Below are 15,184 nucleotides of genomic sequence, written 5' to 3'. Positions count from 1 at the left end.
CTAGCGGATAGCGGCCCACCTGCGGAAACCCCTGAAACCCGCCCGGAGGGCCCTCCATGAGCTTCGCCCTGCTCGCTATCACCCTCACCCTCGGCGTCACACTGTGTTACATCGCTGTGTGTGCGGCCTCGCCGTTCGGCGACTGCCGCCGCTGCCACGGCATGGGCCACGCCCTCAAGCACGACCGCAAAGGCCGGCCGAAGCGCGGCAAGGACTGCCGCCGCTGCCACGCCACCGGCAAGCGCATCCGGGTCGGTCGCTGGCTCTACAACCGGTGGGCCCGCATCTACCGCGCTGGCACCGACACCCCCTGACCGGAAGGCACCCCGATGGTTTTCAACCTGTCCGCCGTCCTGCTCTTCGGCGCCGCATCCGCCTTGGCCGTCAAGACCCGGTCCGCCGGGGGAGGGGCCGCCCTGGTCCTGTTCCTGTTCGGGTTCTTCACCGCCGGGACCGGCGCCTACGACCCCATCCGCGACCTGGTCGCCGCGTTCGCCCACGCCACCACCGCACTCGGCAACTGACGGGAGACACCCCGACCATGACCGAACCCCACCACACCCCCGACGGCCCGTCCGTGGTCCTGAGCGAGACGGACGCCGACGCCGAAGCGCGCCGGATCATCGCCGACGCCTACCGGCCCACCCCCGAAACCCCCACCACCTACCGCGACCACAGCCCGATCCCCGCCCACGGCAGCAACCCGCCCGTGGTGCAGCCGGGACGGGCGCCGATGAGCCAGGGCGCCACCGACGCGAGCGTCCTCATGCTCGCCGGCGGCACCGCCACCACCATGGTCGGCGGCACCGCCGCGGCGCTGATGTACGTCTCGCAGTTCGCCGACCCGATCGTCTGCGGACTCGTCTTCGGCACCCCCACCGCCCTCGTGCTCGCCCTCGCCCGCCTCGCCGCCAGGGCCCGGCCCGCCCCCGAGATCCACCAGCACTACAGCGGACCCGTCCACCAGGAACAGCACCACACCCACACCACCACCCGCGGCGTGTGGGCCCGCACCGACAACCACCAGTAGCAACGCCAAGGGCGACCCCTGCATCTCGCCAAAGTCGCGGGGTCGCCCTTGTCAGCCAGTCACCCATCAAGGAACTGGAGTCCTCCAGCATGACCTATCGACCCGACATCGGGCGACTGCTCGCCCTGCTCGAACCCCTGCGCGTCCTGGACGTGTTCTGCTGCATCGGCGGCGCCACCGCCGGCTACCGGCGCGCGTTCGGCAACTGCCACGTCACCGGCGTCGACATCCAAGCCCAGCCGGACTACTGCGGTGACGTCTTCCACCAGGGCGACGCGATCGAGTACCTGTACGCGCACGGGCACGAGTACGACTTCATCCACGCCTCCCCGCCCTGCCAGGGAGAGGGCGCCCCGACCAAGGGCACCAACGCCGCACGCAACACGGCGATCGGCCGCACCTACCCCCGGCTCATCGCCCCCACCCGGGCCGCGCTGGAAGCCACCGGCCGACCCTTCGTGATGGAGAACGTGGCCGGCTCCGAGGTCCGCAAGGACGTCCGGCTGTGCGGGGAACAGTTCGGCCTCTCCGTCCTCATGCACCGCTACTTCGAACTGGGCGGTTGGACCACCGTGCAGCCCGCGCATCCCAAGCATCGTGGTTACGTGCGCGGTTGGCGCCACGGCGTCTACCGCGACGGACCGTATGTCGCCGCCTACGGAGAAGGGGGCGGGAAGGCAACCGTCCGGGAGATCCAGGACGCCAAGGGCATCGGCTGGTCCACCGATCACCTCCGTCTGCGTGAGGCGCTCCCGCCCGCCTACACCGCGTGGATCGGACGCGCCTTCCTCGCCACCGCCCACCCCTTCACTCTGGGGGCGGCGGCATGAGCGACCACCTGTTGCGGGCCGCGCTCGCCGCCGCCGGACACGGTTGGCACGTCTTCCCCCTGTGTCCGGGAACCAAGCGGCCCGCCCTGCACGGCCAGACGTCCTGCCCCCTCACCGGGGCGTGTGCGAGCGGGCATCTGAAGTGGGAGCAGCGCGCCACCACCGACCCCGACCGCATCCGTGCGGCCTGGTCGCGGGCGCCGTTCAACGTCGGTATCGCCACCGGCCCTTCCGGCCTGCTGGTCATCGACCTGGACATGCCCAAGCCCCAAGAGCCGAAAGGGGCGCCTGACGGCGCGACTTCCTTCACGGTGCTCTGCGAGCGCGCCGGACAGGCCGTCCCCACCACCTACCGGGTGCGGACCGCGAGCGGCGGCCAGCACCTGTACTTCACCGCTCCCGCCGGCGTCCGGCTCGCCAACACGGCAGGAACCATCGGGGAGTTGGTGGACACCCGGACGTGGGGCGGGTACGTCGTCGCCGCGGGCAGTATCACCCCCGCCGGACCCTACGAAGCGCTGTGCGGCCCTGAGCCTGCCTCACTGCCCCCATGGCTCCAAAGCATCCTGCAACCCGCCCTCAAGCCCTCTCATGCCCCTTCAGTAGCCGTAGCGGGGCAATCCAGCCGATACGCGGATGTAGCGCTCGCCGAAGAGGTGCGCAACGTCGCCATGGCTCAACCGGGGCGGCGTGAGGGGGCGTTGTTCCGGGCCGCACGCGCCCTGGGACGGTTCGTCGCGTGGGGCGACCTCCCCCGGCACGTAGTCGAGCAGGCTCTTCAGGAGGCGGGAGAGGGGGCCGGACTCACCGTCGCCGAGTGCCGGTCCACTCTCCGCAGCGCCCTCAACTGGTCCATCGCCCGCAACTCCGCACGGAGGGACGCGGCATGAGCACCCCTCCCCGCCCCTCCCTGAAGAGCATCCCCGGCACCCCCGACGACTCGCCGGACGCCCAGCAGACCGCAGGTCCGTCGACCGTGGGCGTGCCGGAAGGCGTCGCCCGTGAGGGCGTCCCCATTGCCGTTGGCTCTGACCCGCGCCCGGGTGACGGCCGGTACGTCGTGGCCATGCTGCACATCGTCGCGCCCCACGGCGTGACTCCGTCGGCGACGTCGACGTGCGAGTGCGGCCGCAACCGTCGCGTGTCCGGCGCTCGCCGCGTACTGGCCCTGATCGCCGACCATGCCGACCACCCCGCACGCTGCCCGCTGCGCACCCCGCAGGAAGGGAGGACCGCAGCATGATGGACACCCGCCCCGACCACGACGTGAGCGAGGAACTCCCCCCGCCGTCCAACCCTCTCGCCGTCGCCCGCCGCCTGCTGCCCGACTGGCAGACCGAAGAGGGGCAGTTGGTGTGCCGGCGCTGGCGCGCGTCTTGGATGCGCTGGACGGGAACCTGCTGGCGCGAGCTGGACGAAGCCCAGGTACGCGCAGCCATGTACACCCGCCTGGAACACGTCGTCTACCGCGCCCCGGTCAAGGACGGCGAGTTCGAGGAACGCGACTGGGCCCCCACCAAACAGAAGATCAGCAACCTGCTCGACGCCCTGGGAGCCATCACCCTGCTGCCGACCGAGACGGACGCTCCCGCCTGGATCGACAGCAACGCCGCCGGCGCGGCCGATGGCGGGCCGCTGGTGGCGTGCGCGAACGGGCTGCTCAGGATTGGGGACCGGGCGCTGCTGCCGCACGGGCCCGGCTTCTTCAACCTCGTCTCCGTCCCCTTCGCCTACAACCCGCACGCCAGTGCACCGACGTGGGAACGCTTCCTGGCGCAGATCTGGCCCGAGGACCCCGACGCCGTCGCCGCTCTCCAGGAGTGGTTCGGCTACGTCCTGTCCGGCCGCACCGACCAGCAGAAGATTCTGCTCATCGTCGGCCCGTCCCGTTCCGGCAAAGGCACCATCGCCCGCGTCCTCAAGGAACTCGTCGGCAAGGAGAATCTCGCCGGACCCACCCTCGCGGGACTGGGCACGAACTTCGGTCTGTCCACGCTGGTCGGCAAGCCGCTCGCGGTCATCTCCGACGCCCGACTGTCCGGCAACGACAACAGCCAAGTAGTGGAACGGCTGCTGACGATCTCGGGTGAGGACACCATCGACATCGACCGCAAGTACCGCGCCGTGTGGACCGGCAAGCTCCCGACCCGGCTGGTGATCCTGTCCAACGAACTGCCGCACTTCGGCGACTCCTCCGGAGTCATCGCCCGCCGCTTCGTCCTGCTCAACATGCGCGTGTCCTGGCTGGGCAAGGAAGACCCCACCCTCTTCGACCGGCTCACCGCCGAGATGCCCGGCATCCTCAACTGGGCCCTCGAAGGACTCGCCCGCCTCCAGCACACGGGCCGGATCACCGAACCCGCCTCCAGCCGCGAAGCGGTCACCACCATGCAGGACACCGCCTCACCCACGTCTGCGTTCATCCGCGAACGCTGCACCACCGGACCCACCTGCTCCGTGCCCGTGGACGCCCTCTGGTCGGTCTGGCGCGACTGGGCCGAGGACAACGGAGTGCGCCCCGGCACCAAACAGGTCTTCGGCCGCAACCTGCTCTCCGTCATCCCCCAACTCGCCCGCTCCCGGCCCCGCGACGAGTACGGCCGGCAGGTGGTCACCTACACCGGGATCACGCTCACCATGTCCGAACCACATTTGCCTGAGTCGCGACTCATCGCGTCTCAACGCCCCTCTGAGAGCCGCTGAGTGCCGATGAGTCGCGACTCAACGCAATGTTTTTCCAACTCGCGGAGGACCCAGTGAGCGCACCCGCCCCCACCAGAACCGACCCCCGAGCCACCCTCCGCGCGGGCCTCCCGGACCGCTACCTCACCCCCGACGACATCGCCGAGATCTTCGAAGTACCCCTCGAAACCGTCTACCAGTGGCGCAAGAAGCGCACCGGACCCCCCGGCTTCCGCATCGGCAAACACCTCCGCTACGACCCCACCGACGTGCACGCCTACGTCACCCAACGCAAGAACGAGGACCAGGCCGCCGTCTAACACCACAGCACCCCGCACCACCCAACTCCCCGGGGAGGGCCACCACCATGGCCCTCCCTCTTTCACGCCCAGAAGGGACCCGCCTCAAATGGCTGGCCATATACAGGACCGCTGGTACAAGACCGAGACTGCATCCAACGGCAAGCCCGTCAAGGTGATGAGCGACCGCCACGGAACGGGCCTGCGCTACCGCGCCCGGTACGTCGGCCCGGACGGCACCGAGAAGAGCAAGTCGTTCCGAGACAAGGAACTACGGCTCGCCAAGCAATGGCTTGCGAACATCGAGGCTGACATGTCGCGCGGTCAGTACATCGACCCGCGCACCGCGCGCACCACGTTCCGGCAGTATGCCGAACGCTGGGTCAAGGCGCACACTGGCGAGATCAACAGCCGTGAGGCTGCGGAGCGTCGGCTCCGGCTTCACGCTTACCCCCACATCGGATCCCGCCCACTCGGCTCGTTCCAGCCTGAGCACATCCGTGCCTGGATCTCCGCACTGGAAGACACCGTGCCGGCCGAGTCGCACCGCCGCATCATCGTCGGGACCGTCTCTGCAGCGCTGAGCGCGGCAGTCGAGGACGGGCTGTTGAGCAAAAACCCTTGTCATGCCCGGACAGTCAAACTACCGAAGCCCGGAAAACCGCGAGTCAACCCGTGGACGCCCTCACAAGTATTCAGCGTGCGCGCCGCTCTCCCTCACAGGTATAGGGCTGCTGTAGACGCGGGCGCAGGGTGCGGGCTGCGGCAAGGTGAGATATTTGGCCTCTCAGTGGAAGAAATAGATTTCGAGGGAGGTTGGTTGGCCGTAGAGCATCAACTCAAACGAATCCGAGGTAAGTACGTGTTCGCCCTTCCAAAAGGCGGAAAAGTCCGGGACATACCACTTCCGACCGCTGTAGCCGCTGCCCTGCGCGACCACTCGAAAGCCTTCGCTCCCGTCCAAATTACGCTTCCGTGGCGCACTCCAGACGGTCCGCTCGTGACGAAGCGGCTACTCTTCAGCGGGCCCGGAAACGGCCACGTTCGGGTGAGTAACTTCAACGAGCATCACTGGAAAGCCTCCCTGGCCGCCGTGGGCATAATCCCGACACGCGAGCCAGGAAAGCGGTACGCATCAGCACCCGAGGACGGCATGCACGCGCTCAGACACTTCTACGCGTCCGTCTTGCTGGACTCCGGGGAGAGCATCCGGGCCCTGAGCTCGTACCTCGGGCACAGCGATCCGGGGTTCACTCTTCGGACATACACGCACCTGATGCCAACCAGTGAAATTCGAACACGTAATTCAATAGACGAAACTTACAGAACAGAAAGTAACAAAATTTGACGCTACCGTCACACTGTAGTTACAGGCCACCGGAACCAGGTTTTTCATCGCGGGATTAGCACTAGACAGACCGCTGTGAACACATCGAGACACGCAAAGATCAACACCGCATGCGCAGTCGCCGGGGTAGCCCTAGGGGCGGCAGGCTTGCTGGCTGACCACTTCTCCAGCTCCGCCGCCGACTGGATCGCCCCCGCCTCGGCTGCAACGTTCGGGTTGGGGGCCATCCTCGCGGCATGGGCGTGGCTGCGACCAGGCAGGCACCCAATCCTTCAGCGCAACCTGCTGCTAGGACTTCTAGCGGTGATTACCACGGCTGGAACCGCACTAGCTTGGCCCGACCCGGAAACGGAGATTTCCCCGGCGGACGCCAAGAATATTTCCACAGAAGGGATTACCGTCACCAAGATCGGCGGCAATTCCCTCCCATTGAGCGGCGAGCTGCCCATCAACGCCTGCTTGACCGTGTCAGGCAAGGGAAGCGTTCCCAGCGGGTACGGCATCTGGGTGGCCAACAACCGCGACGTGGACGGCGAGCCTGGAACCGATGGGTACTGGAGCCTCCAGCGAGCCAAAGAGGGGGAAGAGAAGACATGGCACACCGGGCTGTTCGGCATCGGGAACAAGAAGGGGGACGAAGGTGGCTACTTCTGGGTCCACGTCCTCCTGCTCCCCAAGGAGCAGGATGAGGCGTTGTCGAACGTCTCGGGAGACGCGCCAGGCTTGAAGGGGCGTCCCGCAGGGTCAAAGGTAGTGGGCAAGTACAGGGTCAAGCGCACAGCCGTACCCAACTGCCCTTGGTTCTAGCGTCAGCAGCGGCGGCCAACCTGACGGCCCAGGGACGGCCCGACGGACCTGCGGGCAAGCAGTCGGCGACGAAACCCGCTGGTCGGGATGGATCGCGCCTGCTCAAGGGTGAACTTCATCTACTTCTGGCCGATCTACACCGGCCAGGCCATCCCGATCGAGGACTGGCGTTCACGGATGTGGCTGGACACCTGGGTCTAGCGCTCCCTGACAGGTCTGGACCACGAACCGGTCTCGCTTCGGTCACCAACGGGAACACCAAAAGGAAACACCCTCCACAGTTTTCGCTCAGGCCACTTACAGTGCGAGGACTGATTACGGGGAGGGGATCAGTTCCATGGGCAAGGGGGTCAGGACCGCCGTCATCGGCGGTGTGTTCGCCGTGATGGTCGGCGGGGCCGGGTACGGCGTGTTCAACATCGTGTCCGCGCTGAACGGCGGGGCGGGCGGTTCCGAGGCGAGGTCCGGGCCGCCCGGCGCGGACGAGGTCGAGGAGACGTCGGGGAAGTTCTTCGCGGCCTGGGAGAAGGGATCGCCGGGCACCGCGGCGACGTTCACGAACAACGACGCCGCGGCGCGCACGCTGCTCACCGAGTACGGCGAGGACGCGCACATCGGCTCCGTGAGGATCACCCCGGGCACGGCGCAGGGCAGGACCGTCCCGTTCACGGTGAAGGCGACGGTGTCGTACGAGGGCGTGTCCAAGCCGCTGTCGTACAAGAGCGAGCTGACCGTGGTGCGCGGGGAGACCTCCGGGCGGGCGCTGGTCGACTGGAAGCCGTCGGTGGTGCATCCGGGGCTGCGCACGAACCTCGACCACCTGGTGACCGGCTCGTCCTCGGCCCCGCCCATCGAGGCGCTGGGCCGCGACGGCACCGTCCTGACCGCGCGGAAGTACCCGTCCCTCGCGCCCGTCCTGGACGCCCTGCGCGCCAAGTACGGCGGCAAGGCGGGCGGCACCCCGGGGGTCGAGCTGTACGTGCGCCACGACGCCGACGGCTCGCCCGACAGCTCGCTGCTGACCCTGTCGAAGGGCGAGGCGGGCAGGCTGCGGACGACGATCAGTCCGGCGGCCCAGGCCGCGGCCGAGAAGGCCGTCACGAAGTACGCCGAGTCGTCGGTCGTGGCCGTGAAGCCGAGCACCGGCGAGATCCTGGCGGTCGCCAACCACCGCGAGGACGGGTTCAACGCGGCCTTCGAGGGCAAGGTCGCCCCGGGCTCCACGATGAAGATCGTCACCTCGGCGATGCTCATCGACAACGGCGTGACGTCGATGAACGGCCCGGCGCCCTGCCCGGACACCGCGGTCTGGCAGAGCCAGACCTTCCACAACCTCACGGACATGAAGCCGAACGAGGGGGCGACGCTCGCCAACAGCTTCCTGCGCTCCTGCAACACGGCCTTCATCAAGCTGATCGACGAGAAGCCGCTCACCGACGAGTCGCTGACCCAGGAAGCCGAGGACAAGTTCGGGCTCGGCCGCGACAACTGGAAGACCGGCATCTCCTCCGCCGACGGCAGCGTCCCCGCCGTCAGCGGCCCGGACCGGGCGGCGAACGCCATCGGCCAGGGCCAGGTCACGATGAACCCGCTGAACATGGCGTCCGTGACGGCGACCGCGATCACCGGCGCCTTCCACCAGCCCTACCTGGTCGCGCCGGGGCTCGACGACCGTGAGCTGGCCAGCGCGGACGGGCTGAAGTACAGCACCGCCTCGCAGCTCAAGCAGATGATGCGGCTGACGGCCACGCAGGGCACCGCCCAGGCCGTGATGTCCGGGCTCGGCGGGGACATCGGCGCCAAGACCGGCTCCGCCGAGGTCGACGGCGAGGCCACGTCCAACAGCTGGTTCACCGGGTTCCGTGACGACGTCGCGGCGGCGGCCATGACCGAGCGGGGCGGTCACGGCTCCGACGCGGCGGGCCCGATCGTGCGGGCCATCCTCCAGGCGGGCGGCTGAGACGCGGCTGAGACGACGAGACGGCCGGCGCCGGACCACGAGACGGCCGGCGCCGGACGGCTAGACGGCAGACGGCAGACGGCAGACGGCAGACGACGAGACGGGCGACAAGTGGCCGACGTCACGTGACCGGTGGCCGAAGTCACGCCGAACTCACCCCCACAGCACGGGACTCTAGGGTGGTTGCCGTCGTTGGGACGGGAGAGGGCGTCGGGGACCCCGGGGATTCGCGGAGGAACAGAGGCTGTGGGCAAGAGAAGGCGCGTCGCCGAGCGACGGAAGACGAACCGGCCCGCGATGATCGGCGGGGTCATCGCCCTGGCCGTCGGCGGCGTCGGCCTCGCCGGGTACGCCCTGTACGGCGGCCCGGCGGCCGGGGACCGTACGGCCACGACCGCCGCCGACGCCAAGTCCGAGATCAAGACGGGCCCGCTGTCCGCGACCGAGGTGAACACCGCGGCGCGCACGTTCCTCACCGCCTGGCAGCAGGGCAAGGTCGCCGAGGCGGCGGCCGTCACCAGCGACTCCGCGGCGGCCACCTCCCTGCTCACCGGCTACACCAAGGACGCCCACGTCACGGACGTCACCCTCACCCAGGGCACGCGCACCGGCGGCAAGGTGCCCTTCTCCGTGAAGGCCACGGTGTCGTACCAGCCCGCGGACGCGACCGCGAGCGCCACCCCCACCGGCGGTGCCACGCCCACCGGCGGTGCCACGGCCGACGCGAGCACCGGCAAGCCGCTGGCGTACGAGAGTTCGCTGACCGTCGTGCGGGACAAGACGACCGGCGAGCCCCGGGTCGAGTGGCACGCGGCGATCGTCCACCCCGACCTGAAGGACGGGGACAAGCTGGTCACCGGCGAGTCCGGGACTCCGCCGATCAAGGCCCTCGACCGGGACGGCGGCGAGCTCACCGACGACACCTACCCGTCGCTGGGCTCGATCCTGGACGGGCTGCGCGAGAAGTACGGCAAGAAGGCCGGCGGCACGGCGGGTGTCGAGCTCCAGGTGGTCCGGGGCAAGGAGTCCAAGGCGGACAAGCTGTCCGACAAGACCCTGCTGGAGCTGAGCGAGGGCACGCCGGGCACCGTGCGGACGACGCTGAGCCCGAAGCTCCAGGCGGCGGCCGAGGCACAGGTCGCGAAGAAGGCGCGGTCGTCGGTCGTGGTGCTGCGTCCCTCGACCGGCGAGATCCTGGCCGTGGCCAACGCGGGCAACGGCTTCAACGTGGCCTTCCAGGGCTCCCTGGCGCCCGGCTCGACGATGAAGGTGGTCACCTCCTCCCTGCTGATCGAGAAGGACCTCGCGTCGGCGGACAAGGCGCACCCGTGCCCGAAGTACTTCACGTACGGCGGCTGGAAGTTCCAGAACGACGACAAGTTCCAGATCAAGGGCGGCACCTTCAAGGCGAGCTTCGCCCGCTCCTGCAACACCGCCTTCATCAGCCAGGCGCCCGAGCTGGACGACGACGACCTGACCCAGCAGGCCCAGCAGGTCTTCGGGCTGTCGATGAACAACTGGGCGGTCGGGGTGCCCACCTTCGACGGCAGCGTCCCGGTGCAGTCGAAGGCGCAGATGGCGGCCTCGCTGATCGGCCAGGGCGGGGTGCGGATGAACCCGCTGAACATGGCGTCGGTGTCGGCGACCGTCGAGTCGGGTGTCTTCAGGCAGCCGTACCTCGTCTCGCCGGAGGTCGACGACCGCACCCTGGCGACGGCCTCCCGCACGATGTCCGCGGGCACCCTGTCCCAGCTGCGCGAGCTGATGGCGTACACCGCGGCCTACGGCACGGCGGCCGAGGCGATGTCGGGGGTCTACGGCACCGTCGGCGCCAAGACGGGTTCGGCGGAGGTCGACGGGCAGAAGAAGCCCAACGGCTGGTTCACCGCGTACCGGGGCGACCTGGCCGCGGCCGGTGTGGTGCAGGCCGGCGGGCACGGCGGTGACACGGCCGGTCCGATCGTGGCGTCACTTCTGAAGCTGGGCGGCGGCTGACCCGCGCACCGGGGCGGCGGTGTAGGTGCGGCGCAGGAAGCGCAGCAGGGCCTTGGAGTCGAACTGCACCACCGAGACACCCTGGGTGGAGTGGAACTCGACGACGGCCTGGACCCGGCCGCAGGGCCACACGCGGACGTCGCCCGCCTCGACCGGCGCCCTGAGCCCTTGTTCGAGGAGCGCCCGCTCGAAGGCCCACTCGTGGGGGCCGGGCAGGCCGACGCGGACGGTGCGGGGGTCGGCGTCCGGGTCGTAGCGCAGCACGACGGGAACGGCTTCGGGATCGGCGATCTCGTCGTCGGCGTCCGTGACGATGTGAGCGCGCGCGTACTGTTCGACTACGGACATCGGACGGCCCCTTACAGTCAGTGACCTGTGCGAAATCTGTGCATCCGCTTCCTCTCCAATGTCGCACATTTCCGCGGGAGCGCTCCCGGACGCGGATCGGCTGCCAGGGATCTCACAGCCGGGGCGTGGGCCGTCTCACATGCGTGACGTACGAGCCACTCGCTCTTGCAATGCCTTCGCAATAAGCCGCATCATCTACGGGTGCATGTGCCTGACGGATTCATCAACGCCCCTGTCTCCGCCGCGGCCGGTGTGGTCGCCGCCGGAGCCGTCGCCGTGAGCCTGCGCGGCGCGCGCCGCGAGCTCGACGAGCGGACCGCGCCGCTGGCCGGACTCGTGGCCGCGTTCATCTTCGCCGTGCAGATGCTGAACTTCCCCGTCGCCGCGGGGACGAGCGGCCATCTGCTGGGCGGGGCGCTGGCCGCGATCCTCGTCGGCCCCTTCACCGGAATCCTGTGCGTCGCGGTCGTCCTGCTGATGCAGGGCATCCTCTTCGCGGACGGCGGCCTGACCGCGCTCGGCGTGAACATCACCGTCATGGCCTGTGTGACCACGGTCGTGGCGTACACGGTGTTCCGGCTGCTGGTGAGGGTGCTGCCGCAGGGCCGCCGGACCGTCACCGTCGCCTCCTTCGTGGCCGCCCTGCTCTCCGTGCCGGGCGCGGCGATCGCCTTCACGCTCATCTACTGGGTCGGCGGCACCACCGACGTGCCCATCGGCAAGGTCGCGACGGCCATGGTCGGGGTGCATGTCCTGATCGGCCTCGGCGAGGCGGTCATCACCGCCCTGACGGTCGGCGCGGTCATCGCGGTGCGCCCGGACCTGGTGCACGGGGCGCGCGGCCTGACGCGGAAGCTCCAGCTGCGGGTGAACGGCGAGCTGGTGGACGCCGGCGCGCCCGAGCCGGCCCCCGTGGCGGCCCGTTCCCCGCGCAAGGTGTGGCTGGCGGGTCTCGCCGCCTCGCTCCTCCTCGCCGGTGTCGTCAGCTTCTACGCCTCCGCGAACCCCGACGGCCTGGAGAAGGTCGCCTCCGACAAGGGCATCGACGCGAACGTCGAGGAGCACGCCGCCGCCGACTCCCCGCTCGCCGACTACGGCGTCAAGGACGTCGAGAACGCCCGGCTGTCCGGCGGTCTCGCGGGTGTCATCGGCGTCGGTGTGACGATCGTCGCGGGCACGGGTGTCTTCTGGGCGGTGCGGCGGCGCCGTGACGCGCGGGACGTCTCCCCGGCCGGCACGTCGACCGTCTGATGGGCGCCGGGCACGCGCACAGGCTCTACCGGCACGGGCACTCCCCCGTGCACGGCCTCCCGCCGCACACCAAGCTCGCCGCGGTCTTCGCCTTCGTGGTGGTCGTGGTCTCCACCCCGCGCGAGGCGATGTGGGCGTTCGCGCTGTACGCCGTGCTGCTGGGCGCGGTCGCGTACGTGGCCCGCGTGCCCGCCGGGTTCCTGCTGCGGCGGCTGCTGATCGAGGTGCCGTTCGTCGCGTTCGCGGTGCTCATGCCGTTCGTCGCCGAGGGCGAGCGCGTCGAGGTGCTCGGGCTGTCCCTGAGCGTGAACGGGCTGTGGGGCGCCTGGAACGTCCTGGCCAAGGGCACCCTGGGCGTCGCCGCCTCGGTGCTCCTGGCCGCCACCACCGAGCTGCGCGAACTCCTGCTCGGCCTCCAGCGCCTGAGGCTGCCGCCGCTGCTGGTGCAGATCGCGTCCTTCATGATCCGCTACGGCGACGTCATCACCGACGAGATGCGGCGCATGCGGATCGCCCGGGAGTCGCGCGGGTTCGAGGCGCGCGGGGTGCGCCACTGGGGCGTGCTCGCGAAGTCCGCGGGCGCCCTGTTCATCCGCTCCTACGAACGCGGTGAGCGCGTCCACCTGGCCATGGTGAGCCGCGGGTACGCCGGTTCGATGCCGGTCATCGACGAGGTGACCGCGTCGCGCGCGCAGTGGACGTACGCGTGCGTGCTGCCGGGTGCGGCTCTTGTCGTATGTCTGCTGGGATGGACGCTGTGACTGCATCTCTGGAGGTCTCCGGCCTCGCCTACGCCTACCCCGACGGGCATCAGGCCCTGTTCGGGGTGGACTTCTCCGTCGCGCGCGGTGAACGGGTCGCGCTGCTCGGGCCGAACGGCGCCGGCAAGACGACCCTCGTGCTCCATCTCAACGGCATCCTCACCGCCGGGGCGGGCAGCGTGCGGGTGGCCGGACTGCCCGTGGACAAGCGGCACATGGCGGAGATCAGGCGCCGGGTCGGGATCGTCTTCCAGGACCCCGACGACCAGCTGTTCATGCCGACCGTGCGCGAGGACGTCGCCTTCGGCCCGGCCGCGGCGGGCGTGAAGGGCGCGGAGCTGGAGGCCCGGGTGGACCGGGCGCTGGCCCAGGTCGGCATGGCGGAGTTCAGGGACCGGCCGCCGCACCACCTGTCCTTCGGGCAGCGGCGCCGGGTGGCCGTGGCGACGGTGCTCGCCATGGAGCCGGAGATCCTCGTCCTGGACGAGCCGTCCTCCAACCTCGACCCCGCCTCCCGGCGTGAACTCGCCGACATCCTGCGCTCGCTGGACGTCACGGTCCTCATGGTCACGCACGACCTGCCGTACGCCCTGGAGCTGTGCCCGCGGTCCCTGATCCTGAGCGACGGCGTCATCGCGGCCGACGGCCCGACGGCCGAACTCCTCGGCGACGACACGCTGATGCGCGCCCACCGCCTCGAACTGCCCTACGGCTTCGATCCGCGTTCGGTGCCCGGGGCGGCGGGGCGTCCCTGACAATGGGCGCGTGACGAACCGGGACGAGGACGAGCGGGCGGCCACCGGGTCGCTGCTCCTGGACGACCAGCTCTGCTTCGCGCTGTACGCCGCGCAGCGCGCCGTGACGGCCGCGTACCGTCCGGTGCTGGAGGAGCTGGGGCTCACCTACCCCCAGTACCTCGTCCTGCTGGTGCTCTGGGAGCGCGGTGAGACCACCGTCAAGGAGCTGGGCGCGGCGCTGCGGCTGGACTACGGCACGGTGTCGCCGTTGCTCAAGCGGCTGGAGAGCGCGGGGGTGGTGCGCCGGGAGCGCGCGGCCCATGACGAGCGCTCGGTGCTCATCGCGTGCACGGGGCGCGGGGAGGAGCTGAGGGAGCGCGCGGCGCGCGTCCCGAGCGCCTTGCAGACGGCGACCGGGCTCGACGGCGCGGACGTGGCGCGGTTGCGCGAGGAGTTGTGGCAGCTCACACACCGGGCGCGAACGGCCGCCGAGCGCCCCTTCTGACTCCGAGCGCCCCTTCCGACCCCACGGGCCCCTCCCCTCTGCTGTTACCCGCGGTCGCCACCCCCTGGCCGTCCACCCGTTTCCTACTCGCAGGTACCTTGTGCACGATGTACTCGCGCACACCCGTTCTCCGCGCGCTCGTTCTCTGGGGGGTCAGCCATGAGTGATACCGACGTCGACGCCCTCGACACCCGTCCGACGAAGATCATGTTCGTCGCGGAGGCCACCGCGCACGGCGGCCGGGACGGCTTCGTCACCAGCCAGGACGGCCAGATCCAGCTGAAGGTCGCGATGCCGCCGGAGCTGGGCGGGGACGGCAACGGCACCACCCCGGAACAGCTCTTCGCCGCCGGGTACAGCTCCTGCTTCCACAACGCGCTCATCCTCGTCGGCAACCGCGAGGGCTACGACCTGTCGGGCTCGACGGTCGCCGCGAAGGTGGGCCTCGGCCCCAACCGGAGCCGCGGCTACGGCCTCGCCGTCGCCCTCAGCGTCTCCCTGCCGGTCCTCGACCAGGACATCGCCGCGAAGCTGGTGGACGCGGCGCACGCGGTGTGCCCGTACTCGAACGCGACCCGCGGGAACATCGACGTGACGATCCTGCTTGGGTGATACAGGCGCGCCCATCGGC

At 69.8% G+C, this 15,184-nt stretch carries 18 protein-coding genes; 17 read left to right on the top strand and 1 reads right to left on the bottom strand.

The features are described 5' to 3' along the window. Window positions 1-56 precede the first annotated feature (56 nt). From ACIPSE_RS37980 to ACIPSE_RS37925, 12 genes are all read left to right on the top strand, one after another. Window positions 57-314, top strand: a complete 258-nt coding sequence (locus tag ACIPSE_RS37980; protein ID WP_401672198.1) for a hypothetical protein — start codon at window positions 57-59, stop codon at window positions 312-314. Between the two features lie 15 nt (window positions 315-329). Continuing rightward, window positions 330-524, top strand: a complete 195-nt coding sequence (locus ACIPSE_RS37975) for a hypothetical protein (protein ID WP_401672196.1) — start codon at window positions 330-332, stop codon at window positions 522-524. A gap of 17 nt (window positions 525-541) precedes the next feature. Then, on the top strand, window positions 542-1,030 hold the full coding sequence (locus tag ACIPSE_RS37970; protein WP_401672193.1) for a hypothetical protein: 489 nt from the start codon (window positions 542-544) through the stop codon (window positions 1,028-1,030). 89 nt (window positions 1,031-1,119) lie between these two features. Next, entirely contained in the window at window positions 1,120-1,860 is a 741-nt protein-coding gene (locus ACIPSE_RS37965) for a DNA methylase (RefSeq protein WP_401672191.1), read from the top strand. Then, window positions 1,857-2,750, top strand: a complete 894-nt coding sequence (locus ACIPSE_RS37960; RefSeq protein ID WP_401672189.1) for a bifunctional DNA primase/polymerase — start codon at window positions 1,857-1,859, stop codon at window positions 2,748-2,750. The genes ACIPSE_RS37965 and ACIPSE_RS37960 overlap by 4 nt, the downstream gene beginning before the upstream one ends. Further along, complete coding sequence (locus ACIPSE_RS37955; RefSeq protein WP_401672187.1) at window positions 2,747-3,103, top strand: hypothetical protein; 357 nt, start codon at window positions 2,747-2,749, stop codon at window positions 3,101-3,103. Before ACIPSE_RS37960 ends, ACIPSE_RS37955 begins: the two co-directional genes overlap by 4 nt. Beyond that, complete coding sequence (locus ACIPSE_RS37950; protein WP_401672184.1) at window positions 3,100-4,563, top strand: phage/plasmid primase, P4 family; 1,464 nt, start codon at window positions 3,100-3,102, stop codon at window positions 4,561-4,563. Before ACIPSE_RS37955 ends, ACIPSE_RS37950 begins: the two co-directional genes overlap by 4 nt. A 26-nt stretch (window positions 4,564-4,589) precedes the next feature. Then, on the top strand, window positions 4,590-4,862 hold the full coding sequence (locus tag ACIPSE_RS37945; RefSeq protein ID WP_401672181.1) for a helix-turn-helix domain-containing protein: 273 nt from the start codon (window positions 4,590-4,592) through the stop codon (window positions 4,860-4,862). A gap of 88 nt (window positions 4,863-4,950) precedes the next feature. Further along, window positions 4,951-6,189 (top strand): tyrosine-type recombinase/integrase, encoded by a 1,239-nt coding sequence (locus ACIPSE_RS37940; protein ID WP_401672178.1) that lies wholly within the window; start codon window positions 4,951-4,953, stop codon window positions 6,187-6,189. A gap of 75 nt (window positions 6,190-6,264) precedes the next feature. Next, entirely contained in the window at window positions 6,265-6,996 is a 732-nt protein-coding gene (locus ACIPSE_RS37935) for a hypothetical protein (protein ID WP_401672175.1), read from the top strand. 337 nt (window positions 6,997-7,333) lie between these two features. After that, the gene (locus ACIPSE_RS37930; protein ID WP_401672172.1) at window positions 7,334-8,956 is read left to right on the top strand and encodes a penicillin-binding transpeptidase domain-containing protein; all 1,623 of its coding nucleotides are present in this window, start codon (window positions 7,334-7,336) and stop codon (window positions 8,954-8,956) included. Window positions 8,957-9,202: 246 nt separating this feature from the next. After that, a complete protein-coding gene (locus ACIPSE_RS37925) occupies window positions 9,203-10,951 on the top strand; it encodes a penicillin-binding transpeptidase domain-containing protein (RefSeq protein WP_401672170.1) in 1,749 nt (582 codons plus the stop codon). Here the strand turns inward: ACIPSE_RS37925 and ACIPSE_RS37920 are convergent. Continuing rightward, on the bottom strand, window positions 10,925-11,299 hold the full coding sequence (locus ACIPSE_RS37920) for an SsgA family sporulation/cell division regulator (protein ID WP_401672168.1): 375 nt from the start codon (window positions 11,297-11,299) through the stop codon (window positions 10,925-10,927). The genes ACIPSE_RS37925 and ACIPSE_RS37920 overlap by 27 nt on opposite strands. A gap of 201 nt (window positions 11,300-11,500) precedes the next feature. Here ACIPSE_RS37920 and ACIPSE_RS37915 point away from each other — a divergent pair, with 201 nt between their 5' ends. The 5 genes from ACIPSE_RS37915 (at window position 11,501) to ACIPSE_RS37895 (ending at window position 15,165) form a co-directional block, all read left to right on the top strand. Continuing rightward, window positions 11,501-12,550, top strand: a complete 1,050-nt coding sequence (locus tag ACIPSE_RS37915) for an energy-coupling factor ABC transporter permease (RefSeq protein ID WP_401672166.1) — start codon at window positions 11,501-11,503, stop codon at window positions 12,548-12,550. Continuing rightward, window positions 12,550-13,311, top strand: coding sequence for a cobalt ECF transporter T component CbiQ (cbiQ, locus tag ACIPSE_RS37910; protein ID WP_401672164.1), 762 nt, complete (start codon window positions 12,550-12,552; stop codon window positions 13,309-13,311). The genes ACIPSE_RS37915 and cbiQ overlap by 1 nt, the downstream gene beginning before the upstream one ends. Continuing rightward, the gene (locus tag ACIPSE_RS37905) at window positions 13,299-14,066 is read left to right on the top strand and encodes an energy-coupling factor ABC transporter ATP-binding protein (RefSeq protein ID WP_401672161.1); all 768 of its coding nucleotides are present in this window, start codon (window positions 13,299-13,301) and stop codon (window positions 14,064-14,066) included. Before cbiQ ends, ACIPSE_RS37905 begins: the two co-directional genes overlap by 13 nt. Before the next feature lie 10 nt (window positions 14,067-14,076). Next, complete coding sequence (locus tag ACIPSE_RS37900; RefSeq protein WP_401672159.1) at window positions 14,077-14,553, top strand: MarR family winged helix-turn-helix transcriptional regulator; 477 nt, start codon at window positions 14,077-14,079, stop codon at window positions 14,551-14,553. A gap of 159 nt (window positions 14,554-14,712) precedes the next feature. Beyond that, a complete protein-coding gene (locus ACIPSE_RS37895) occupies window positions 14,713-15,165 on the top strand; it encodes an organic hydroperoxide resistance protein (RefSeq protein WP_401672157.1) in 453 nt (150 codons plus the stop codon). Window positions 15,166-15,184: the final 19 nt, after the last annotated feature.

The organism is Streptomyces sp. NPDC090106 (genome assembly GCF_044747265.1).
Taxonomy (GTDB): Bacteria; Actinomycetota; Actinomycetes; order Streptomycetales; family Streptomycetaceae; genus Streptomyces.
This window is presented reverse-complemented; position numbering and strand designations above follow the sequence as displayed.

Bases quoted from the DNA above. Each gene is read 5' to 3' on its own strand.
- ACIPSE_RS37980 (WP_401672198.1), top strand. From the start codon at position 57: ATGAGCTTCGCCCTGCTCGCTATCACCCTCACCCTCGGCGTCACACTG.
- ACIPSE_RS37975 (WP_401672196.1), top strand. From the start codon at position 330: ATGGTTTTCAACCTGTCCGCCGTCCTGCTCTTCGGCGCCGCATCCGCC.
- ACIPSE_RS37970 (WP_401672193.1), top strand. From the start codon at position 542: ATGACCGAACCCCACCACACCCCCGACGGCCCGTCCGTGGTCCTGAGC.
- ACIPSE_RS37965 (WP_401672191.1), top strand. From the start codon at position 1,120: ATGACCTATCGACCCGACATCGGGCGACTGCTCGCCCTGCTCGAACCC.
- ACIPSE_RS37960 (WP_401672189.1), top strand. From the start codon at position 1,857: ATGAGCGACCACCTGTTGCGGGCCGCGCTCGCCGCCGCCGGACACGGT.
- ACIPSE_RS37955 (WP_401672187.1), top strand. From the start codon at position 2,747: ATGAGCACCCCTCCCCGCCCCTCCCTGAAGAGCATCCCCGGCACCCCC.
- ACIPSE_RS37950 (WP_401672184.1), top strand. From the start codon at position 3,100: ATGATGGACACCCGCCCCGACCACGACGTGAGCGAGGAACTCCCCCCG.
- ACIPSE_RS37945 (WP_401672181.1), top strand. From the start codon at position 4,590: ATGTTTTTCCAACTCGCGGAGGACCCAGTGAGCGCACCCGCCCCCACC.
- ACIPSE_RS37940 (WP_401672178.1), top strand. From the start codon at position 4,951: ATGGCTGGCCATATACAGGACCGCTGGTACAAGACCGAGACTGCATCC.
- ACIPSE_RS37930 (WP_401672172.1), top strand. From the start codon at position 7,334: ATGGGCAAGGGGGTCAGGACCGCCGTCATCGGCGGTGTGTTCGCCGTG.
- ACIPSE_RS37920 (WP_401672168.1), bottom strand. From the start codon at position 11,299: ATGTCCGTAGTCGAACAGTACGCGCGCGCTCACATCGTCACGGACGCC.
- cbiQ (WP_401672164.1), top strand. From the start codon at position 12,550: ATGGGCGCCGGGCACGCGCACAGGCTCTACCGGCACGGGCACTCCCCC.
- ACIPSE_RS37905 (WP_401672161.1), top strand. From the start codon at position 13,299: ATGGACGCTGTGACTGCATCTCTGGAGGTCTCCGGCCTCGCCTACGCC.
- ACIPSE_RS37895 (WP_401672157.1), top strand. From the start codon at position 14,713: ATGAGTGATACCGACGTCGACGCCCTCGACACCCGTCCGACGAAGATC.